This window comes from Arcicella gelida, assembly GCF_034931025.1.
GTDB lineage: Bacteria > Bacteroidota > Bacteroidia > Cytophagales > Spirosomataceae > Arcicella > Arcicella gelida.
Genome location: NZ_JAYGIL010000012.1, coordinates 112,903 through 135,060, shown reverse-complemented (window position 1 = coordinate 135,060; position 22,158 = coordinate 112,903). Strand labels below are relative to the sequence as shown.

At 35.5% G+C, this 22,158-nt stretch carries 15 protein-coding genes; 7 read left to right on the top strand and 8 right to left on the bottom strand.

Features of this window, described 5'->3' with window-relative positions; genetic code table 11:
• Positions 1–8: 8 nt before the first annotated feature.
• The 5 genes from VB776_RS11795 (at position 9) to VB776_RS11775 (ending at position 7,222) form a co-directional block, all read left to right on the top strand.
• Positions 9–2,339 (top strand): TonB-dependent receptor, encoded by a 2,331-nt coding sequence (locus VB776_RS11795; protein WP_323329233.1) that lies wholly within the window; start codon positions 9–11, stop codon positions 2,337–2,339.
• A 22-nt stretch (positions 2,340–2,361) separates the two neighbouring features.
• Positions 2,362–4,683, top strand: a complete 2,322-nt coding sequence (locus tag VB776_RS11790) for a TonB-dependent receptor (protein ID WP_323329231.1) — start codon at positions 2,362–2,364, stop codon at positions 4,681–4,683.
• A gap of 4 nt (positions 4,684–4,687) precedes the next feature.
• The gene (locus tag VB776_RS11785; protein WP_323329229.1) at positions 4,688–5,890 is read left to right on the top strand and encodes a PepSY-associated TM helix domain-containing protein; all 1,203 of its coding nucleotides are present in this window, start codon (positions 4,688–4,690) and stop codon (positions 5,888–5,890) included.
• Positions 5,887–6,825, top strand: coding sequence for a DUF6607 family protein (locus VB776_RS11780; RefSeq protein WP_323329227.1), 939 nt, complete (start codon positions 5,887–5,889; stop codon positions 6,823–6,825). Before VB776_RS11785 ends, VB776_RS11780 begins: the two co-directional genes overlap by 4 nt.
• Before the next feature lie 145 nt (positions 6,826–6,970).
• Complete coding sequence (locus VB776_RS11775) at positions 6,971–7,222, top strand: (2Fe-2S) ferredoxin domain-containing protein (protein ID WP_323329225.1); 252 nt, start codon at positions 6,971–6,973, stop codon at positions 7,220–7,222.
• Between the two features lie 56 nt (positions 7,223–7,278).
• Here the strand turns inward: VB776_RS11775 and VB776_RS11770 are convergent, their stop codons facing one another.
• The 5 genes from VB776_RS11770 to VB776_RS11750 form a co-directional block, all read right to left on the bottom strand.
• Positions 7,279–7,806, bottom strand: a complete 528-nt coding sequence (locus VB776_RS11770; protein ID WP_323329223.1) for a ferritin — start codon at positions 7,804–7,806, stop codon at positions 7,279–7,281.
• Positions 7,807–7,897: 91 nt separating this feature from the next.
• On the bottom strand, positions 7,898–8,167 hold the full coding sequence (locus tag VB776_RS11765; RefSeq protein WP_323329220.1) for a hypothetical protein: 270 nt from the start codon (positions 8,165–8,167) through the stop codon (positions 7,898–7,900).
• A 260-nt stretch (positions 8,168–8,427) separates the two neighbouring features.
• Positions 8,428–10,749, bottom strand: a complete 2,322-nt coding sequence (locus VB776_RS11760) for an efflux RND transporter permease subunit (protein ID WP_323329217.1) — start codon at positions 10,747–10,749, stop codon at positions 8,428–8,430.
• A 205-nt stretch (positions 10,750–10,954) separates the two neighbouring features.
• Complete coding sequence (locus VB776_RS11755; RefSeq protein WP_323329215.1) at positions 10,955–11,251, bottom strand: hypothetical protein; 297 nt, start codon at positions 11,249–11,251, stop codon at positions 10,955–10,957.
• A 182-nt stretch (positions 11,252–11,433) separates the two neighbouring features.
• Positions 11,434–12,435 (bottom strand): pectinesterase family protein, encoded by a 1,002-nt coding sequence (locus VB776_RS11750; RefSeq protein WP_323329213.1) that lies wholly within the window; start codon positions 12,433–12,435, stop codon positions 11,434–11,436.
• Positions 12,436–12,740: 305 nt separating this feature from the next.
• Here VB776_RS11750 and VB776_RS11745 point away from each other — a divergent pair, with 305 nt between their 5' ends.
• Positions 12,741–12,992 carry a hypothetical protein gene (locus VB776_RS11745; RefSeq protein WP_323329211.1) on the top strand — a complete coding sequence of 84 codons (252 nt, stop codon included), beginning with the start codon at positions 12,741–12,743 and terminating at the stop codon, positions 12,990–12,992.
• On the opposite strand, the gene VB776_RS11740 is transcribed toward VB776_RS11745, so the two are convergent.
• The gene (locus VB776_RS11740) at positions 12,989–16,774 is read right to left on the bottom strand and encodes a T9SS type A sorting domain-containing protein (protein ID WP_323329209.1); all 3,786 of its coding nucleotides are present in this window, start codon (positions 16,772–16,774) and stop codon (positions 12,989–12,991) included. The genes VB776_RS11745 and VB776_RS11740 overlap by 4 nt on opposite strands.
• Positions 16,775–17,379: 605 nt before the next feature.
• Between VB776_RS11740 and VB776_RS11735 the strand changes: the two genes are divergently transcribed.
• Positions 17,380–18,621, top strand: a complete 1,242-nt coding sequence (locus VB776_RS11735) for an MFS transporter (RefSeq protein WP_323329207.1) — start codon at positions 17,380–17,382, stop codon at positions 18,619–18,621.
• An 84-nt stretch (positions 18,622–18,705) separates the two neighbouring features.
• On the opposite strand, the gene VB776_RS11730 is transcribed toward VB776_RS11735, so the two are convergent.
• Both VB776_RS11730 and VB776_RS11725 read right to left on the bottom strand, forming a co-directional pair.
• Positions 18,706–19,887 carry a VWA domain-containing protein gene (locus tag VB776_RS11730; RefSeq protein WP_323329205.1) on the bottom strand — a complete coding sequence of 394 codons (1,182 nt, stop codon included), beginning with the start codon at positions 19,885–19,887 and terminating at the stop codon, positions 18,706–18,708.
• Positions 19,887–22,157 carry a DUF5682 family protein gene (locus tag VB776_RS11725; protein ID WP_323329203.1) on the bottom strand — a complete coding sequence of 757 codons (2,271 nt, stop codon included), beginning with the start codon at positions 22,155–22,157 and terminating at the stop codon, positions 19,887–19,889. Before VB776_RS11725 ends, VB776_RS11730 begins: the two co-directional genes overlap by 1 nt.
• Between the last annotated feature and the right edge of the window lies 1 nt (position 22,158).

Below are 22,158 nucleotides of genomic sequence, written 5' to 3'. Positions count from 1 at the left end.
ACTTCGAAATGAAATTATATTTTATCATACTTTTTCTACTCTTTAATGTCGTCGCATTTGCACAAAATGCTATCATTAGAGGAAAAATAAGTACTTCAGATGGAAAGGCTGCTGAATTTGTAAACGTACAATTAAACGGAACGAACAAAGGGACAATCTCTAACGAAAACGGAGAATACAAAATTGAACGTATCAAAGCAGGAACATATAAACTAAAAGTAAGCTTGGTCGGGCTTGAAACCAAAGAACAGCAAGTTGAAGTAAAAGCAGGACAAACGTTAGTAGTAGATTTTACCTTAGCCGAAAGTGCCAATCAGTTACAAGAAGTTGTCGTGCTGTCTAATACCAATAAATTTTCTCAGAAAGAAACAGAAAGTGTGGCTAGAATGCCCTTGAAAAATCTGGAAAACTCACAAGTATATAGTGTGGTTGGTAAAGCGTTGATGCAAGAGCAAGTAATTACAGAACGTTCAGATTTATACAGAAATGTTCCTGGTGCAGTACCAAATTTTTCGGCGGGTGGCTCGCAAGGAATGACAACAAGAGGATTTGCTACAACGGTTGGAATGCGTAATGATATGATTACCAGTGCTGTTGCTCCGATGAATCCAATTATTTTAGAACGAGTAGAAGTTTTGAAAGGTCCTTCGGGTACTTTATTTGGGGGAAATAGAAATGCTACTTTCGGTGGGGTTTTTAATTATGTAACTAAAAAACCATACGATACTTTTGGTGGAGAGGTAAGCTTTACCGCAGGAAGCTTTGGTTTTTCAAGAGTAGCAGCAGATGTTAATGTGCCATTGAATGATGAAAAAACGGCACTTTTCAGATTGAACACTGGCTGGCAATCGGAAGACTCATTTCAAGACCAAGGCTTTGCTAGGAATTTTACCATCGCTCCAACAATTACGTACCAAGTAAGTGACCGCCTAAAATTTACAGTTGACCTTGACATTACTAGAAGTTCTTATACTGTGTCGAGTTTAGCAATTGCTTCACTTGCAAGAGTAAAAGCAAGAAGTTTCGACGAATTGAAGCTTGGGTATAATCGCTCGTTGACTAATAATAATGTTGATGTTCAAAACAGAGCAACGAATTTTGGAGGACAAATGGAGTACAAGCTTTCTAAAAGTTGGAAATCAGAAACAAAATTTTTGTTTTCAGAAGGAGCTTATGAACATTTTTATTGGACAACGCTGTCGATGCTAACGGATTCTACCGTGATGCGAACTGTAAGAAACCAAACGCCTGAAACTTTTGGGAATGTACATTTTCAACAAAATTTTATCGGAGATTTTTCGCTAGGTTCATTGCGAAACAGAATGGTTCTCGGTGTCGATTATAGTGTAAATTATAATGCACTAAATCGTTCAGCAATTACTTATGATACCCTGAATATTAATAAAGCAGTAAAAGATTTTAATGTCTATAAGATTAATGAATTATCAGTAAAAAGAGGTTTTACGACAACTACTTTTAATTCTAAATCTCTTGGAGTATATGCCTCAAATGTTATCAATATTACGCCAGAATTAATGGCAATGTTGAGCTTGAGAGTAGATAGATACTCAACAAAAGGTGATTATACGCTTTCTACAGGAACATTTAAAGGAGGTTACGAACAAACTTCATTATCTCCCAAAATGGGTTTAGTTTATCAGCCATTAAAAGAAAGAGTTGCTCTTTTTGCCAATTACATGAATGGCTTTGTGAATTTAGCACCTGTTACTCAGCCAGATAATTCTGTTTTAGTATTAAAACCACAATATGCCAATCAGTGGGAAACGGGAGTAAAACTTGATTTGGTAAAAAGCAAACTGAATGCTTCTATCAGTTATTATGATATTTCTGTAACAAATGCTACTCGTACAGAAGTAATAAATGGTCAGAGTTTTACACTTCAAAACGGGACTCAGAATAGCAAAGGATGGGATGTAGAACTTATTGCCAATCCAATTTCAGGATTGAACATCGTTGTAGGTTATGCCAAAAACGAAAATAAATACACCAAAGCATCTGAAGCTTTAAATGGAAAGTCACTAACGGCTAGTCCGAAAGATGTAGTGAATATTTGGGTAAGTTATTATCTCACAAAAGGGAATTTTAGAGGAATTGGTTTAGGAGCTGGAGGGAATTATGTGGGAGAATCTTGGTTCGAGAGCACCAATGTCTTCGTTATTCCATCTTATACTTTACTCAACGCATCTATTTTTTATGACCAACCAAAATATAGATTAGCTCTCAAAGCAAATAACCTGCTCGACCAACAATACTGGAGTTCAGGAGGTTCGCCTCAGAAACCATTCAACATTTTAGCAAACCTTATTCTAAAATTCTAAACTTTTATTTCGTCAAATTATCATGAAATTATATTTAACATATCTCTTAATGCTCTGTAGTATTGTGTCATTTGCACAAAATGCTACGATAAAGGGAAAAATAAGTACTTCAGATGGAAAGGCTGCTGAATTTGTAAACGTACAATTAAACGGAACGAACAAAGGAACAATCTCTAACGAAAATGGAGAATACAAAATTGAACGCATCAAAGCAGGAACATATAAGCTAAAAGTAAGCTTGGTCGGGCTTGAAACCAAAGAACAGCAAGTTGAAGTAAAAGCAGGACAAACGTTGGTTGTAAATTTTACTTTAGCCGAAAATGCGAATCAGTTACAAGAAGTTGTAGTACAGTCAAATTCCAATAAGTTTTCACAAAAAGAAACGGATTTTGTGGCTCGTTTGCCTTTGAAAAACCTTGAAAATCCACAGGTTTATACTGTGATTCCTAAAGAATTACTGCAAGAACAAGTAGTAACCAATATTAATGGAGCATTGGCAAATGCGGTAGGAGCAGCCCCCATCAATTATCCAGCAGGTGGTTTTGGTATTACTTCAAGGGGTTTTTCTACGGGAATAAATGCTAGAAACGGAATGGAAACAACAGCTTCTCGTTCATCCGTTGAAATCGGGAATGTTGAACGCATTGAAGTTATCAAAGGTCCTTCAGGAACATTGTTTGGAGCATCTATTTCTTCTTTTGGCGGTGTGGTGAATTTGGTTACAAAGAAACCTTTCGAAACTTTTAAAGGTGATGTCTCTTATACTTTAGGAAGTTTTGGGCTTAATCGTGTTACCGCCGATATTAATACGCCTGTAAATGAAGATAAAACGGCTTTGTTAAGAGTAAATACTGTTGTGAACAGACAGTATAGTCATTTAAGCCAAGGACATAATAATACGTTTTTGATTGCGCCGAGTTTCTCTTACCAAATCAATAATCGTTTACGCATTTTAGCGGATATAGAATTTTTGAGCATCAATCAAACTCGTTCTATTTATACTCGTGTCAACAATCCTGCTGGTTATACTAGTCCAGAACAATTTCCGATAGACTACAAAAAGAATCTTTTCAACGATGATGCCAATGCAGAAACCTTTTCTTCAAAATACTTTTTAGAAGCGAATTACAAACTTTCTAGCAATTGGACTTCATCTACTTTGTTTTCATACGTGACAGAAAATGTAAAACACAGTTATCAAAATTACCTTACTTGGCTTTCGCCAACTTTGGTAGCCAGAAACGTATTGATTTATGGCCCGATTGCCAATAATTATACCAATTTCCAACAAAACTTTACGGGTACTTTTAAAACAGGAAGTATTAGCCATAAAATGTTGGCTGGCGTGAATTATCGTTATTTCAACGGCACATTTGATTACTCTTTAGTGAGTAACAATGGTTTTATAGATACTGTCAATGTTACTAAAACATCAAGTCCACTAACCAAAGCTAAAATTGACCAAGCCATTCTGAATCGTGGTGGCATGGTTCCTTTTGATGTTGCCGACCAAATTACAAGCAGTGTTTACGTTTCTGATGTGGTGAATTTAACCGATAGGCTTTCTGCAATGTTGAGTTTGAGAATTGATAATTTCAATTATAAAGGGATTCCATCAACACCGAAATACAATCAAACGGCTTTAGCACCCAAATTAGGATTCGTTTATCAAGTACTGAAAGATAAAGTAGTTGTATTTGGAAATTATATGAGTGGCTTCCAAAACCAAGCACCTATTAATCAGCCAACGGGCGAGCAATTTGTTCCAAAACCGATTTATGCCGTGCAGTCTGAAGGAGGAATTAAGACAGAATTACTTGATAAAAAACTCAACCTTACATTAAGCTATTATCATATCGCTATTGATGATGCCATCCGCAGAGATGAAAAAGGTATTTCTTTTCAAGATGCAGAGCAAGAAAGTAAAGGTTTAGAGTTTGAAATAGTTGCCAATCCCTTCAAAGGATTCAATATTTTCGCAGGCTATGCCTACAACGACAACAGAATCATCAAAGCAACCGATAAAACTACCGAAGGCAAGAAAGTAGCTTCTGCACCTGAAAATGTAGCCAATTTCTGGCTTAGTTATAAATTCACAGACAAAGCACTTAAAAATCTTGGACTTGGCTTTGGGGGTTATTATGTCGATAAAATGTTTTTCTCAACAGCCAATACTTTCTACTATCCAGCTTACACACTTCTGAACGCAACAGTTTTTTACGATTTATCTAAAGTGAGATTTGGGCTAAAAATGAATAACCTAACAGACCAAAAAAACTGGGATGCTTATGGCTATGCACAACCATTAAGGAATTATGCAGTAAGTATGTCTTTCAAATTTTAATAAAATGACTATTAAAAAAATCATTGGACAAGTACACCTTTGGTTCGGATTAGCATCCGGGCTGGTGGTGTTTATATTGGGAGTAACGGGTTGTATTTACTGTTTTGAACAGGAACTTCAAAACTGGTGGAATGCCGATAAACTTTATGTTTCGGCACAAAAACAGCCTTTACCATTAGATAATCTCCATGCAATTGCGCAAGCCCAATTAGGAAAAGAAAAGTCCATTACTCGTATTGTTACTCCTGTTGATAAACAAGGAAGCTACCAATTTGTAGCTTTTAAGTACAATGCTAAAGGGTGGAATTACTTTCAACAATGGGAGTACAACTATACGGTTTATCTGAACCCTTATAACGGAGCAGTATTGGATGTAGAAAACACAAAATTCACGCTGTTTCCAATTGTTTTGCGTTTGCACTACGACCTTCTTTTGGGTAAAGTCGGAAAACAAATTGTAGGTTGGAGTACCGTCATGTTTATTGTCTTATTGATTTCAGGTTTAGTCCTTTGGTGGCCTAAAAATAAAGCAGCACTGAAACAACGTATTCGTTTTGACTGGAAAAAAACAACACAATGGAAGCGTAAAAACTACGATTTACATAATGTTCCAGGCTTTTATAGCTTATTACTAGCATTATGTATTTCACTTACTGGGCTTTGGTTTGCTTTCGATTGGTTCAAAGCGACTGTCATTTGGACAGCAAACGGAGGCTTTATTCCTGCCAAGGAAGTACCAGTCAATTCAGATACTTTATTGACACTTCAGACTTCACGCATTTTACAGAAAGTATCAGACAAAGCACATCAAATAGTACCAGCGGGGAAGGTTTTTATGTTTAACCTTCCTGAAAAAGATAATGCCAAAGGGACGATTCGTGCCAATATTTACCACAACGCTGATAATTACATCAAACGAAGCTTCTTGACATTCGACCAAAAAAGTGGTGAACTAATCAAAAATAAAGCTTACGACACACAGACAGGTGCTGAAAAATTCACCGCAATGATTTATGATATTCACGTCGGTAAAGTGCTTGGGCTTACGGGTATGATATTGGCTTTTATGGCTTCGTTCATTGCCGCTTCATTGCCCATTACAGGTTTTTACATTTGGTGGGGTCGAAGAAAAAAGGAAAAAAAACAATCAAAAACTATTAATCATCCCCAAGAAGTATCACAAAAAGTATTGTTAAAAATATCATGAAAAAACTATTCACCGCTATTGTATTGATGGGAGTATCAATCTTAGCAGATGCCCAAAAATCAGAAGACATCAAAGCTATCAAAGGTCAATGTGGCTGTTTTGATATAAAATTCAGTTATGCCGAAACCTTTGCTCCAGATAAAAATTACCAATTTCATGACCGTTACGTAACAGGCGGAAGAGAATGGGTTTTTGTAGATGAAGAAAGTAAAGATAAATTAGTGTTGATGCACTTGTTGGTCATAAATGACACCATGGTGATAAAACACTGGCGTGAAGATTGGCAATACGAAAACACAGATTTGTTGGCTTTTGATAAAGGAATGACTTGGAAAGCAACTCAATTGCCTAAAAACCAAGTAAAAGGACAATGGACGCAATCTGTTTTTGAAGTAAACGATATGCCACGTTATGAAGGAACGGCTTCGTGGATTCATAAAGATGGAAAACACCTTTGGGCAAATATTACAGACGCACCACTTCCAAGAAGAGAATATACAAAACGTTCTGACTATCAAGTATTAAGAAGAAATAACCGTATTCATGTAACGCCAGCGGGTTATTTGCATGAACAAGATAACGATAAAGTAATTCGTGATGCTTCGGGTGATAAATTATTGGCGCAAGAAAAAGGCTTGAACGATTATCAAAAAATAGATGATGCTAAATGTAAACAAGCCATTGATTTTTGGGCAAAAAACAGAGAGTACTGGGTAGATGTACGTGCCGTTTGGGGACAATTGATAGCTCAAAACAAAGGTTTAAGCTTAAAAGCTAAATCAGAAGATGGAAAAATGTTGTGGAAAGAGTTGGATGATTTGGTAGAAGGATTCAAGAAAAAAGAAGTAAAAAATGCTACTCAACGTCAAACAGAAATTCGTTCTGTGATTAATAAGTATTTGATTAATAGTGATTTATATTCTTTTAAGAATTAGCTTGTTAAGAAGAAAGATTTTAGAGACAAGATATAAGAGGAGTAATGAATACAAGTATTAGTTTCTGATTGGAAATAAAAGACAAATTGAAATACGAAATAGATATATCAATGTATATTTGTTTCGTATTTTAATTGATAAAGAGATGAGTTTCCCAGAAAAAACCATTTTTGTATGCGATGGTAAAAAGTGCGGTAAGCATAAAGATGTTCGTAAATTTTTGAAGGATTCTATCAAAAAGCATGGAATGGATGATACCGTCGGTATCGTGAAAATAGAATGTACCGACCATTGCAAGCATGCTCCAGTGATGTGTTTTCAACCCAGTAATCAATGGTTTACGGAGGTTTCGATGTGGCAAGCAGACAAACTTTTTAAGGAAATAATTTTGAGCTAAATTAAAAAGAGCTTTCTGAGTAATTCAGAAAGCTCTTTTTAATTACAATGTTTTTATTACTCGTCGCTACCAATTTTTGCGATTTCTTTATCCAGTACAAATTTCCCTGTTGGGCTTTCTGAATCAATCAAATCGAATAATTCTAAGGCTCTGCGAGCATTCTTTTCTTCTTCTCTTTGTTCAGTTACAAACCACATCATAAAATCTTCCGTAGCATAATCGTTTACTTCACGAGCTTTTGCTACAATTTTATTGATTGAAATGGTTACTGCAATTTCACTTTGTAAAGCAATTTCAAAAACGCTTTTTAAAGAAGCGAATTCTTGTGCTACTTCATCAATCACTGGTGTGATGGCTGTTCCGCCTACTTCGGTAATATATTTGAATATCTTCAAGAAATGTTCTCTTTCTTCTTCAGCTTGTTTGTAAAGATAGTCAGCTGATTTTGCATATCCATTTCTATCTAGCCACGAAGCCATCGCTAAATATCGCTGAGAAGCCTCAGCTTCTATTTTGCACTGAGCATTTAATGCTATTTCTATTTCCTCTTTAAGAGAAGTACGGAGTCTTAATAAATCTTTCATGTTGTTTCTCTTTTTTATATAGGTCAAATTACTAAAAAAGGAAATAGAAAGCTTTGGTATTGAAGAAAAATGCTTAGAATTTGTACTAAGTCTAAACAACCTCGTAGTCTCCTAATACTTCATGCAACATAGAATACATTTCAATAGCGAATCTTGCTCCATCAAGCAATTCTCTTAATTGAACAATATCACATAAAGTTAATTTAAGCGAAAGTTGATTTTGAGGAAACTCAAGAATCTCAAAGTCATATTGATCTGAAATGTTAAAAATCATTTCATGAATATTAACCGCTTGAACTTTTCTTCGAAAAGCTAAAAAGTCTTGAATTTTAAAAGAAAAGGTCAATTCTTTAAAATTCAAGTAAATTTTATTCGATAAATCGCATTGCAAAACACTTCCCTTTTGGGTTGTGAATAATTCATGTTGGTAAGTACTCGCAAATAACATTGATTTCCATTTTTTATCTTCCTCAAAATTAATCTTCAAAAAGAATTAAATCAAGCATTATTTGAAATAAGTCTAAATAAATTTTAATAAGCGTGATATTTTAAATGAAAAACAGCTAAAAAGCCTATTTGGCATATAACTAATTACACGTTAGTACTTTAGCGAGTATTTTATTAAACCGTTTTCTTTTTTTGCTGATAATCCGCAATCGTCAGTAATAAAGAAGGTAATAAAATCAAATTGGTAACCATCGCAACCAATAAAGTAATTGATACCATTACGCCCATTGCTGCAGTACCACCAAAACTTGAAACTGCAAAAATTGAGAAACCACAGAAAAGAATAATTGCGGTATAAACCATACTTAAACCCGTACCAAAAATACTGTTGGTGATGGCTTGCGAAACGCTATGACCTCTGTCGTATAATTCCTGACGATACCTAGTTAGGAAATAAACCGTTCCGTCGGAAGCAATTCCGAAAGTAATACTAAATACCAAAATAGTAGAAGGCTTAAAATGTATATCCCAGAAACCCATCAAACCAGCAGTTAATGCCAAGGGAATTAAACAAGGAAGTTTTGATAAAATAATGACAGGAATAGAACGGAAAAGAGCCATTCCAACAATGGCAATCAAACCGATGGCAATCAATAAACTTTCGTAAAGATTTGAAAGTAAGTAATCGTTACTTTTCAAGAAAACTAAACTGTGTCCCGTTAAACTCACTTTATATTCTTTAGGGTCGAATATTTCATCTACTTGCGGGCGAATTTCGTCCATCAATTCCTTGATTCGTACAGAACCTACATCTGCCATTTGGAAACTGAGACGAGTAATACTCTTATCGTCATTCAAAAACGACTTGAATTGCTTTGCGGAAGCTCCACCATTTTGTACATATTCTGTCAATTTAGCAAGTTCCAACACGTTTGGTAATACAAAATATTTGGCATCGCCACCACGATATGATTGATACAAAAATCTAGTTGCCTCAACAATTGATAATGGTTTTGAGAACTCTTTATAAGCTCTCATTTTGTTTTGTAAAGCCTTGATTTTGTATAAAGTACGTGCCTGATCTGCAAAAACACCATTTGGTTTTTTGGTGTCAATCATGATTTCGAAAGGCAAAACACCATTGAAATTCTTCTCGAAAAACCTTAAATCCGTATAAATTGGGTCGTTTTTGGGTAAATCATCCACCACATAGCCAATTACTTGTACTTTCGTGATGCCGTAAGCCGAAATAAGCACCACAACCAAAACCACCGAATAAATGGCTTTTCGTTGATGATGTACCAAGTAATTGATTTTTGCTAAAAAATTATTAATCCATTTTACTTCTAAATGTTTCAAGTGACGAGCTTTCGGCAGTCCCATATAAAACAGCGCAATCGGAATTAATAAAATACAAAGCAGATAAGTAATCATGACATTGAGTGCGGCAATAACACCAAATTCAACCAAAAGGCTACTGTTGGTAAAGTAAAAAACGCCGAAACCAATGGCTGTAGTGACATTTGCCAAGAAGGTAGAAAGCCCAATACCAGTAATCATATTCCTCAAAGCCAACTCTTTATCGCCATGCTGAATTAATTCTGCTTGGTATTTATTAATTAAAAAGATAGCATTAGGAATGCCAATTACGATTAATAAGGGCGGAATAAGTCCAGTAAGAATCGTGATTTTGTAGCCTAGTAATTGAAGTGTTCCCAAAGAAAAAATTACACCGATTAATACGACAAAAATGGATAGCATCGTAAAACGAACAGAGCGGAAGAAGAACCATAAAATGACACCCGTAATCAAAATGGCTAAACCCATAAACAGCTTCATTTCCTTTGAAACCTTGAGCATCGTAGCCGTTCGGATAAAAGGCATACCCGAAAAATGTAATTCGGTTTGATTTTTAATAGAGTAATCTGTCGCCAGTTTTTTGATTTGATTCACAATGGCAATTCTATTGGCTGAATTCAATGTTTTTTCATTGAAAGTAATTGCCATTAAAGCCGTGTTGCTTTCTTGATTAATTACCTTGCCGTCGTAAAATTTCAAGGCTAACACTTTTTGCTGAATAGCATCTAATTGTACTTGAGAAATAGAAGAAGTTTTGCCATGAATTGGCACAACTTCAAACTTTTTTAGCGAATCATTGCGTTTTAATTCGTATAAATTAGCTATCGAAATAATGTTTTTGATGCCGTCCAATCGTTTAATATCTTCCGTTAGCTTAACTAGGTTTTGATATTTTTCTAATTCAAAAAGCTTTGGCGACTGCCAGCCAATTACCATGATACTTCCGTCTTCACCAAAAGTTTTACGGAAATCTTGGTACTCTTTTTCGATAGGGTCGTAGGCAGGTAAAATTCTCGCAATTTCATAAGAAAGTTCGATTTTGCTGGCTTCAAAACCCATAAATACTGTTGAACTAAGAATGATTCCTATCCAGAGTATGCGATATTGGATGATTAATTTGGCAATTGTATTCCACATAATGATATAATTTTGGAATCCTGATGTAGCAACAAAAGGATTATTTCCTGAAAAAAATAATCAGGAATTAGTAAGGAGAAAACCCTTCATTTTTAGATTTTTCTAAAAAAAGAAAAGGGATGAACTGATAAAACTAGAGATTTAATAACGTGAAATCATCAAAAACTTTGTAAAGCTTTTGTGAAATTGTTTTAGAAGAAGTATTTCAAGGGGCATTTTTTGCGATAAAATGCTCGAATAAAATTTGATAAAAATATCTTTTGAAATGAGATGGCGTTTCAAACTGAAATGCTAAAGGATTGGTATTTTGAATGCAAGAAAAGGTGGGGGATATTGCTGTTTGCTCGTCTGTAATAGTTAAATCCAGTAATACACGAATGTTCGAGCTAAGGTTTTGCTGTTCGCTTGGGCTTTCAATTTTGCATTTGTGTTTACCAAAATGCTGTGCCTGTTTTACCGACAAAGTTCTTCCATAAACAGAAAATACCAATATTTGGCACATCAATAATGTGCTAAATAACCGTATTATGAAAGATTTTTTTTGCATATCAGAATGCAAAAATAGGGTGTTTTTTGTTAGAAAGAAAGATTTTTAGCAAGAAGAGGCTAGGAGTAATTAACAAGAAAAAGCCCTGCATCAGAATGACGCAAGGCTGAATTACAAATTGAAAGCAAAGAGGGTTCTTAAACTTTTGTTTTAACCAGTTTCGAAAGTCCTTTTGTTGCTCTCCACTGGTCATTTCCGCCAAGTACATTTTCAACGGTATATTTCTTGACATCTGATTTTGCTAATTGTTTTGACCATTGTACTCTTGCTTGCGAAATTCCACCTACTTCTTTCGAGTTATACTCTGCATAAAAAGCTGTTTTTTCAGCATTTACTTTATGCCAATTGTGCCATCCTTCTGGCTTAATGATGTTCGACATTTCGCAACACAAAAATACTGTTTTGGCATAATCTCGCCACGGTCTTCCTAAATAATAAGTAGCAGCTGGGGCACTTCCTGTTAAAGTACAACGGTTAAAGACAAAACCATGAGATTGATTCTCTGGTGTTGAGGCAGCCGTAAAAAAGCCTGCATCTAATTTACCATTTAATTGGCAATGGTCAAAATAAGCAATTGCCCAACCAAAAATAAAATCTACTGTACCTTCAATATAACAATTTTTATAATACTGTCGAGTACCAGCACGCTTTGGGTATAATGTATCTTGAAATCCTAGAAAGCGACAATTGATAAAACGAGCCTTATCGCCATCAACCAACATCGCTACTGCTTGTCCTACAGGGCCAGCACCATTTGCAAAAGTAATGTTTACGGCCGTAAAATCATCTGCAACAATTCTGGTAGATGCGGAAGTGGTAGTACTTATTTTTATACCATTTGTGCCTAATTTACCAGAAAAATCATCGAAAGTTAAAATAGTACCGGAGGCATTTTCTCCGACGAGCGTTACCATATTTTTGGTGGAATCTAGTACGATTTTTTCTTTATAAGTGCCGTTTTTGACAAAGATAAAAACAGGGCTGTTATTATTAAAAGGGATAGCATCAAAAGCTTCTTGAATACTTTTAAAATCTCCGCTACCATCTTTTGCCACCGTTACTTGTTTGGCTGGTGAAGCCAATAAATCCATACTTATCATACAGCATAAGTAAAGGAAAACGTATTTTAATTTTGACATGGTATTTGTCTATTTAAAATAAGGCACAGTTTTCTGCTTGAAGTATATCAAACCAGATTTATCCTCATTTAATGTTTTTAAATTGTTTTTGGTTAAGTAATCTTTAATCGTGCAAATTTATATAAACTTATTGATATAAATTATGATTTTAATTATTTTTAGGTAAAATATTACTCAATAAATAAAGTTTATAGGTAGTAGTAGCCGCTTTAAAACGACAAAAGACCTCTAAATAAATAGAAGTCTTCTTTTGTTGAATATGAATGATTTTTGTTAAATTGTAATTGCTTAAGTACTAAAAGGTTATGGCTGAAACAATTTATTTTAAGGATATATTTTTATCAACAATTTACGATACTAAAAGTAAAAGGATAAGAGTACGCCCAAAAGAAGGTCAAAAAGTTCCAGTTTTGTGGGTGAGCTGTTCCCGAAAACAACGTAGCCAAATGCAATTAGGAACGGTTTTCAGAACAGATGTGAAATTAATCAATACAGGAAAAAGAAAACCATACTTAGCTGCCACTAAAAAAATTATAGGGCAGCTAAGTTTATTCTAATTCGTTTTAATGATTTTTTTCACCATTTGATCTTTACCTTGAACGACCTCGATAGCATAATTTCCAACAGGTAAATTGCTAAGGCTTATTTTTTGAGAGAATTTTACGCCAGTTTTTTCATAAACATCTTGTATCATTACTCTGCCCAATGTTAAGTCGCTTACTTTTACTTCTAAATTTTCTGTGCTTTCGTTTTCAAGGGTTAATAATACATAATCGGTTGTTGGATTAGGATATGTATTTAAAGATGCTAACGCTGGCATTTCGTCAATAGACTTCTCTGTACTAGCAAGGCTAAACATTTCTTTGGGAGGAGTAACGCTTCCCGTTTTAACTGTTACTGTTTCTGTTCCCGTTGGGATAAAGAAAATCGGAGTTTCGGTAACATTTAACGTAAATTTTCCTGAACTACCAGTAAGTGCTGAAACACTCATAGAATCTGCACCTATTTTTGGAGCGTATAAATTTCCTTTTGAAACATTACCAAGATTTAAAGTATAGCTTCCAGTACGACCTTTTTCATCTGGAATAAATAAAACATAAGCAGATTTACCATTTAATTCATAACGGTCAACCATTGGATCTTGAGAAATCGTTTCTTTATACACATATTCTCCCATCAATTTATTAGTTTGATATAAGTAATCTGCTGCTGGTCTTCGTGTTTTATCTTGATTAATTAAGCCAGAAGAAGCAAAATGTAAAGGGTTTGCAAAATTATCGTCATAGATTTCATAAAAGAATGTTTTAGCAATGCCCAAACGGTTATGTAACAATGATGATCTCAACGTCCAGTCTGCTTGAGTAACATATTCTGATTTATCTCCGATTGGAATCGCTTTCAATGCACTTCCTTGGTTGATGTCGTAACCTAATTCTGAAATCCAAACAGGCATATCATAAGCATAATCATGTGCCATTTGAACAAAATCTTTAGCTGTTTGCCCTGCACTTGATACTTCTGGAGCTGCACCACGACTAGATGTTCCACTTTGGCTAGAATTAGCATCATCAGAGTAAAGGTGATAGTTGATTACATCCCAGCATAAATCAACCTTTCCATCAGCTTTATAGCCTCTGAATTCTTTACACCAGTCAATCATTCCTCTTACATAATCAGTTGATGCTGATGCCAAACCTGCCATTACAACGTTCATTGTTGGGTCTGCATTTTTTACACCAACGCCAGGACCCATTGTATTTTTATGACCATCATAGAAAGCAGATAAGTTGGCGGCATGTTCACGAGCGGTTTGGTATGCACTGCGTCCTTTCCACCATTTGTCACGCTCATTACCACATTCCATGTATTTTACTACACCCAAGCCAACTTTAACAGTATTTACACGGTCGAAAGTCCATCTAGGTTTGTCATAAACACTCAAAAGGGTTCTATCAACATTAGTATTATTTCCATAACGAGCTGCAAATTGAAAAGCAACACGAGCTTGCTGAATATAAGAAGCAGGGTCAGTGACAGATTTTCCGTATTTAACAGGAGTAACATTTCTATCTCTTTGTTCTTCAGGATAAGTATTCACAAGCCAGTCTGGTGCTGTTTGGATACAAGCTAATACTTCGATACCTTGTTTTTTGCAACGGTCATATACTTTATCGTAATCCCAACCACCATTAAATGTAGGGTTGAAAGTATAGCTTCCTTCACGAGCTTCCAGTTTATCCCAGTCTATATAATGGCGGAAACCTGTGAAAGATTTAACTGCATTAAATTTTGTTTCGTCGATTTCATCGGCATCAAAAGGATTATAAAAATCCCATTCGAAACCGTTTGCACCAAAACCATCTCTCATTTTAACGGTGTTTTGTGCTACTGTTACTGGTTTAGTACTTTGCTTATGTGTACCATACAATTCCATTTCAGTTGGATATTGCCCATGAGTATTGATAACCAAGTATCTAATTTTTCCAGTTGGGGGATTACTCAAGATGAAAGTATTAGGATTAGCAGGATTAGGACCAACCCATTCTTGATAAGCTTCTCCTGTAAATTTAGCAACAGGTATTCTTTCCCATTTATCTGTAATGACAGAAAGAGTCATTGGGTCATTTGTAAAAATCCCTTGACCATCGTAAAAACGGATACTTTCTAATGTAATTTCTTCATCATCAAGCAGTGGATAGTAAGCATCGTAATTCGTCATTACTTTTACCCAACTTTGTTCAACGGTAGTTGTTAAATCGCCATCAACTAATTCTTTTAAGCCTCGTCCAATTGTGTTAAGTTCATACCAACGTTTAGGGTCGATTGTAATTTTTGTACCTTTCACAACAGGACTTGGTGTAGGCGTTGGAGTAACCACAACTGGATCAGGTTCAGGCGTTACAACTGGTTCTTCTGGTACTGATACAGCAGGAGTTGTGGCAGCTAAACCATAAACATATACTTTTTGTGGAATATCATTTCCGTATTTACGCACAATAATGGCATCCGCATCAAATGGATTTGCTACCACAATATCAACAAATGTTTTATAAGTAAGTCCTTCGAAAAGCCCAAGAAGTATTTTATTTGCTCCATCTAAAGCGTAAATAGATACAGGATTTTCGGTAAAAGTTCCTTCGGTATCATACAATGATACTTTTGTGATTTTACTACGTTTTTCTAAAGTCAATTTTACATCAACCCATTTATTGTTACTACTTCCCCAAGCATTTTCTACATAATTGTTTAAATCATCATTCAACCAAGGCGTAAAATCTTGACCTGTATTTTCACTTGGTTTTACAGCAATAATTTTAATGCGTTCTGGGGTAGCAGTTGGTTCTGTTGGAGTAGGCGTTGGTGTAACCACAACTGGCTCTGGTTCAGGTGTTACAATTGGTTCTTCTGGTGTTGATACAGCAGGAGTTGTTGCCGCAAAACCATAAACATATACTTTTTGCGGAATATCATTTCCATACTTACGAACAATAATGGCATCCGCATCAACTGGACTAGCAACCACAATATCAACAAATGTTTTATAAGTAAGCCCTTCAAAAGTACCTAGTAATGTCTTATTCGTTCCGTCTAAGGCATAAAGAGATACAGGATGCTCTGTGAAAGTCCCTTCGGTATCATACAACGATAATTTTGAGACTTTACTACGTTTCTCTAAAGTCAATTTTACATCAACCCACTTATTGTTACTACTTCCCCAAGCATTTTCAACGTAGTTGTTCAAATCATCATTCAACCAAGGCGTAAAGTCCTGACCTGTTTCTTCGCTTGGTTTTACAGCAGTTATTTTAATGCGTTCTGCAGCGATTGTTGGAGCAACCACAACTGGCTCTGGAGTTACAACAGGTTGTGTTGGAACAATAATGGCACCTGTCGGAATACCATAGATTTGAACTTTTTGTGGAATATCATTGGCATATTTATGAATGATAATAGCTTTTGCATCAACAGGAGTAACTAGAGAGATATCAACAAACGAATTATATGTTAGTCCTTTAAAAAGACCTAACAATACTTTATTTGTGCCATCAGTAGCATAAATTGATACGGGAGTATTTTCAAAAGTTCCTTGGGCATCGTATAAAGAGATTTTAGTAACCTTGCACGATCTTTCTAATGAAAGCGTTACATCAACCCATTTGAAATTGCCAGACCAAGCACTTTGTACTTGATCATTCAAGTCATCATTTAGCCATGGACTATAATCTTGCCCTGTATTTTCACTAGGAGTGATAGAAGCAATTTTGATTCTTTCAACATTTTGGCTAAAACCTAGAAGCGGAACTAGGTATAATAGAATAAAAAGTAAGCGTTTTTCCATTGTTTATTGGCGGTTAAAAATGGAGTGAATAAAAAATATAATAACAGGATAATTCTTGTATTATTTGTAAATTTTCAAACACTGTTTGGTTTAAACGATGAATTTATTATCCTAAGTTAAAAAATTATGTTTGATATTTTTTGAAAATATTAAAAAATAATTAAAATTTTTTCTCAGGATTTGTTTTTTGTACACTGATTTTCTTGAAAAAAAAATTAAAACATCACGCTAAAAATTATTTAGTTTATGCTCATAACTTTTATTCTTCAAAATATTTTTTGTAAAAAATAAAAAAATGTTTCTGTAAAATATACGAAAGATTATAAGTGTTTGGTCGTAATATTCTAAAAAATGAGAACAAATACTTATTAAAATTTTTACAATATTAGGAATGAGGAACACAATGAACACATGAGGATTGTTTCCTTTAAACCTGATTGATGTCAAATATTGTTTTTAGATGTATAAGGAAAGCCAGATTATTACGAGTAAAAGGGTAGAATCATAAGTCTTATGTATTTAAGTCTTAGATTTTGTTGTAATAGAATTGGATTGATTGTATTTCCTTACGATTTTTGTGACAAACCCTTTTTAACAAATTGAACATGACTAATACGCTTTCAAAAACTCCCTTACAACATCTCCTGAGTATTCCTGTAATTGTCGCCTCTTTAGGTTATTTTGTTGATATTTATGATCTTCTTTTATTTGGAATTGTTCGAGTTTCAAGCTTGCGAGATTTAGGTTTGAATGATGAAGAAATCTCGTCAGTCGGAAAAGATATTCTAAACTGGCAAATGGGCGGTTTATTAATAGGAGGGATTTTATGGGGCGTTTTAGGGGATAAAAAAGGAAGATTATCTGTACTTTTTGGTTCTATTGTTACTTATTCTATTGCCAATATTGCCTGTGGTTTTATCCAAGACCCTACTACTTATGCTATTTTACGATTCGTCGCTGGTGTAGGTTTAGCGGGCGAATTAGGAGCAGGAATCACGTTGGTTTCGGAAGTATTACCAAAAGAATTAAGAGCTTTAGGTACATCGTTAGTTGCAGGCATTGGCTTATTTGGTGCGGTGGCGGCTTATTTTACCGTAACTCAATTTGGAGGCTGGCGAAATGCTTACTTTATTGGTGGTGGCTTAGGAATTGTTTTGTTATTGATGCGAATCAGTGTATTTGAATCGGGAATTTTTGAAAATTTAAAAAAACAAAAACACGTTAGTAAAGGCAATTTTTTTGCTCTTTTTACTAACGCTGATAAGCTTAAACGATATTTAAAATGTATTGCTATCGGTATGCCTACTTGGTTTGTGATTGGTATTTTAGCCACATTCGCCAATGAATTTGGAAAGAAATTAGGTATTCCAGAAAACATTGAACCAGGCAAAGCCATTATGTTTTGTTATGTTGGGCTTGCAATTGGGGATTTATCTAGTGGAATAATTAGTCAACTATTGAAATCTCGTAAAAAAGCTGTTACCATTCTATTAAGCCTTTCCTTGATTTGTAGCATTATTTTCCTTTACGCAGGAATTTCTACCGCATCTGGCTTATATACAGTCTGTGTTTTTATGGGCTTTTCAGTGGGATACTGGGCAATGTTTGTGACAATTGGTGCAGAACAATTCGGAACAAACCTCCGAGCTACCGCCGCTACTACTGTACCCAATATGGTACGTGGAACAGTAATTGGTATGACTTTATTGTACTCAAGCTTAAAAGGAGATATTGGTGTATTTCATTCGGCAGCCATTGTTGGTGCTATCTGTTTTACAATAGCTTTCTATTCTATTTTAACCATTCAAGAGACACACGGGAAGGATTTGGATTATTTAGAAGAATAATAGAAGTAAGTTTCGATGTTTTTCTACAAATGGTCAAAATGACCATTTGTAGAAAAACATCGAAAAAGATTTTTGATTACTTTACTAAATACCTTTTAAAACAATATCATTTTCACCAGCCCATTGAAATAAGTCTTTTTTCTGAATAGCCGCAGCCATCAAATCTGGAAACATATCAGGAGTACAGGCAAAAACAGGAATTGAATGCTCTGAAAAGAATTTTGCCACCGAAGACTCATAAGAAGGACTTCCATCATCATTTAGTGCCAACAAACAAATCACTTGTACGCCCGATTCTACTAAAGCAACGGCTCGTTTTTTCATTTGTTCAAGATTTCCTCCTTCAAACAAATCTGTAATCAAAACCAAGATTGTATCATCGGGCTTTTTAATAATTTCCTGACAGTACTGTAAAGCCAAATTGATGTCTGTTCCACCTCCCAATTGTACGCCAAAAAGTAAATCAACTGGGTCTTGCAGGTCTTCGGTAAGGTCGGCTACTTGTGTATCAAATACAATCATTCGAGTACTCACATTCGGCAAAGAAGCCATCACTGCTCCGAAAATACCCGAATACACAACCGATGTTCCCATAGAACCACTTTGGTCTAAACAAAGTACAATATCTTTGAGCGAACGCTTTGCTTTTCGTCCATAACCAATTTTGACTTCAGGAATAATCGTTTTGTAATCAGGCTGATAATGTTTTAGATTTTTTTTGATGGTGGCATTCCAATCAATCTCATTGTAACGTGGACGATAATTTCTAACAGAACGGCTTAAAGCACCCGATAAAGCAGTAACCGTTTTTTGTTCTAATTTTTGCATCAATTCATCCACTACTTTTTCAACTACTCGGCGAGCAGTATCTTTTGTTTTTTCGGGAATCAATTTTCCTAATTCCATCAAAGTTGCCACCAAATGTACGTCGGGCGTAGTTTGCTCTAAAATTTCGGGCTCGAGCATCATTTTTCTTTGCAATTGAGGGTGTTTCAAAGCGTCATTTTGCATGACTTTCACAACCGATTGCGGAAAATAATTGCGAATATCGCCCAACCAACGAGCAACACTTGGGCTTGAACCTTCGCTACCACCTTTACCTTTCGACTGAGTATAATCGAATTTTTGTTTTTTATCGAAATCATACAAAGCCGTCAGAGCTTTATCAATCTGTATTTCTGCATCCGATAATTGGCAACCGATACCATCGGCTTCATCTCCACCCAGAATTAACCGCCATTTTTTGAGTTGTGTTTCGTTTTCCATTATATCCCCATTAACATTTCCAACACAGGCAAAACCATTGCTGCTCGTTTTTCGTCTAATTCTTCTGCTGTATTTGAAGTACTTGAATAATCATCTGTAATAATTCCTTCTTTGGCTTTTTCGCCAATTTGGCGACGTTCGGCGTATTCAAATTTGGAAAATGTTCTGCGTAAAATGGGTAATAATTCCATGAAAACATCTTCTTGAATTTGGGCTACCCAACGGTAAATCAGGTTCCAGAGTTTATGGTCATAAATCAAAATCATTCCACTGCCTTTCAAAAATCCTTCAACCCAAGCGGCTACTTCAATCGGGTCATTATTCACGGATAATGAATAATATAATTGTTTGTCTGTTTCTTCTTCTGAAAGATATTGTGCATCCAACAATAAGCGACAAGTACAGCCTTTTATGAGCTGATTTACGCCTGATTTTGCTAATAATTTACTCAAAGCGTCCATCCATAGTTGGTCAATTTCGGGTTTGTCGCTCAATTGTACAGCTTCGTTTACTTGTCCAATTTTTTGAAACATCTTCTCGGCATTGGCTTCGTCTAATCCATAACAAGCATTTGGTAAACCAATCGCTATTTTGGTAATGAGGCTTTCAACAATTCCTTGAATCATTGAAAGGTCTGTTTTACGAACATTCCCATAACGACTTACTTGCACCAAAGGCGGGTAAGCAAACATCAAATCCATGATGTCGGCTGAAATCGTAGCGAGGTCGTTTACTTTTTGTAGCAGTTTTTCGATGATGTCGAATAATTCAGCAGGAATGGTTTTTTGAATTAATTCGGATACTTTTCCAACAGAAGTTTCATCTACTAATTGATAAAGAATTGTTTGTTGAGTCGCCAATTGTATTGTATTGCCAAAAAATGCTTTGTCAATCAATGAAATCATCATTTCAGGCTCCCACTCCAACTTCCAAGATTCTTTGAAAGTACCTTTACTATTGCTTCCTATTCGTTTTGCCCAAGTAATTTGTAGTATTTCCAGACGATGCAAGAAAACACTTCTTTTTAAATCATTTTCATTGCGTAAATCCAAGTCATATTGTTTGGCATTGGCAGTAAGGGGTAAACGAAGCGATTTGATGGTTCGCTCAAAATCTTCTTGTAAAGGTACTTTTGGAATATCTGAAGGTACTTTCCCTAATTTTTTTCCTATAATTAATTCCTCACGAACTAAATTTAGCATGATGGCATCGCCCATGCACATAACAGCCAAGACGGCTTCATTGAGTTCGTCTAAACTGACTTTAGGCGAATTGCGGAGAGCAGCCAAACTTTCTGCCAAACGAACGGCTTCAATAATATGAGCCGTAGAAATATCTACATTTTTATTTCTGAAAATTGCTGCTACTTTGGTCAGCCAATGTAAATCATACTCTTGAGGTGTTTGCCAGAGATGTTCAAACCATCCCGGCGAATAAATACCTGCTCCATAACCCGACTGTATCGAAAGACGCTGATTTGTCCACGGAATCCAAGTTGCCAATACTTTGATTTTTGTTTTGGGTAAAGCCTTTAAAATCTTGGTATCAGCTTTAGCCGATTTATCTAACTCTTGAAGAACAGGTGCGTGCCAAGCCCCACAAATCACGACGATATTGCTAAATAATTCATTTTGTGCTTTCCGAATAATTTCACGCATATAGGCTTCACGATAGACGTTCTCTTCGTCTAAAGAGGATAAAATACCTTGTTCTCTGAGTGAACACATCGCTAAAACAACAGCTTCAAAATGTTCTATTTCAGCATCTTTGAGGTAGTTTTTTTCAAAATGATGTTCCCAAAAAGCTTCTCCAGAACTAAAGCCAGATACTTCGGCTAAATAGCTAAGTGGGTCACGTGGGGAAACCTTATGAGGAATATCTGGCACATTAGCCTCTTCTGTTTCATTAATTTGTTCAGTAATTGCCTGAGCTTCCTCTTGTTTCAAATTATCTATCTGAAACCCAATGGCAGCGGGTAAATCCATTGCCCGTAAAGGAATGTTATTTTTATTGGCATAAACGGCGGCAACCCATTCTGGAGAATAAGCAGCAAAAGGATAAAAGGATGACTGTCTGGGGTTTTCGGTATTATAAATCATTACCGACACAGGCGGTTTCAAATCAGGATGTCCAATTTGTGCTAAAGCGGTTGAAATTTCAGGTGGACCTTCAATCAAAATCATATCAGGACGCAATTGTTCCAAGCGTTCAGCCACATTTTTTGCCGAACCCACCCCATGATGACGAATACCGAGGATTGTTAGAGGCATA

Coding starts and splice junctions, on each gene's coding strand:
- VB776_RS11795 (WP_323329233.1), top strand. CDS start 9: ATGAAATTATATTTTATCATACTTTTTCTACTCTTTAATGTCGTCGCA.
- VB776_RS11790 (WP_323329231.1), top strand. CDS start 2,362: ATGAAATTATATTTAACATATCTCTTAATGCTCTGTAGTATTGTGTCA.
- VB776_RS11785 (WP_323329229.1), top strand. CDS start 4,688: ATGACTATTAAAAAAATCATTGGACAAGTACACCTTTGGTTCGGATTA.
- VB776_RS11780 (WP_323329227.1), top strand. CDS start 5,887: ATGAAAAAACTATTCACCGCTATTGTATTGATGGGAGTATCAATCTTA.
- VB776_RS11775 (WP_323329225.1), top strand. CDS start 6,971: ATGAGTTTCCCAGAAAAAACCATTTTTGTATGCGATGGTAAAAAGTGC.
- VB776_RS11770 (WP_323329223.1), bottom strand. CDS start 7,806: ATGAAAGATTTATTAAGACTCCGTACTTCTCTTAAAGAGGAAATAGAA.
- VB776_RS11760 (WP_323329217.1), bottom strand. CDS start 10,749: ATGTGGAATACAATTGCCAAATTAATCATCCAATATCGCATACTCTGG.
- VB776_RS11755 (WP_323329215.1), bottom strand. CDS start 11,251: ATGTGCCAAATATTGGTATTTTCTGTTTATGGAAGAACTTTGTCGGTA.
- VB776_RS11750 (WP_323329213.1), bottom strand. CDS start 12,435: ATGTCAAAATTAAAATACGTTTTCCTTTACTTATGCTGTATGATAAGT.
- VB776_RS11745 (WP_323329211.1), top strand. CDS start 12,741: ATGGCTGAAACAATTTATTTTAAGGATATATTTTTATCAACAATTTAC.
- VB776_RS11740 (WP_323329209.1), bottom strand. CDS start 16,774: ATGGAAAAACGCTTACTTTTTATTCTATTATACCTAGTTCCGCTTCTA.
- VB776_RS11735 (WP_323329207.1), top strand. CDS start 17,380: ATGACTAATACGCTTTCAAAAACTCCCTTACAACATCTCCTGAGTATT.
- VB776_RS11730 (WP_323329205.1), bottom strand. CDS start 19,887: ATGGAAAACGAAACACAACTCAAAAAATGGCGGTTAATTCTGGGTGGA.
- VB776_RS11725 (WP_323329203.1), bottom strand. CDS start 22,157: ATGCCTCTAACAATCCTCGGTATTCGTCATCATGGGGTGGGTTCGGCA.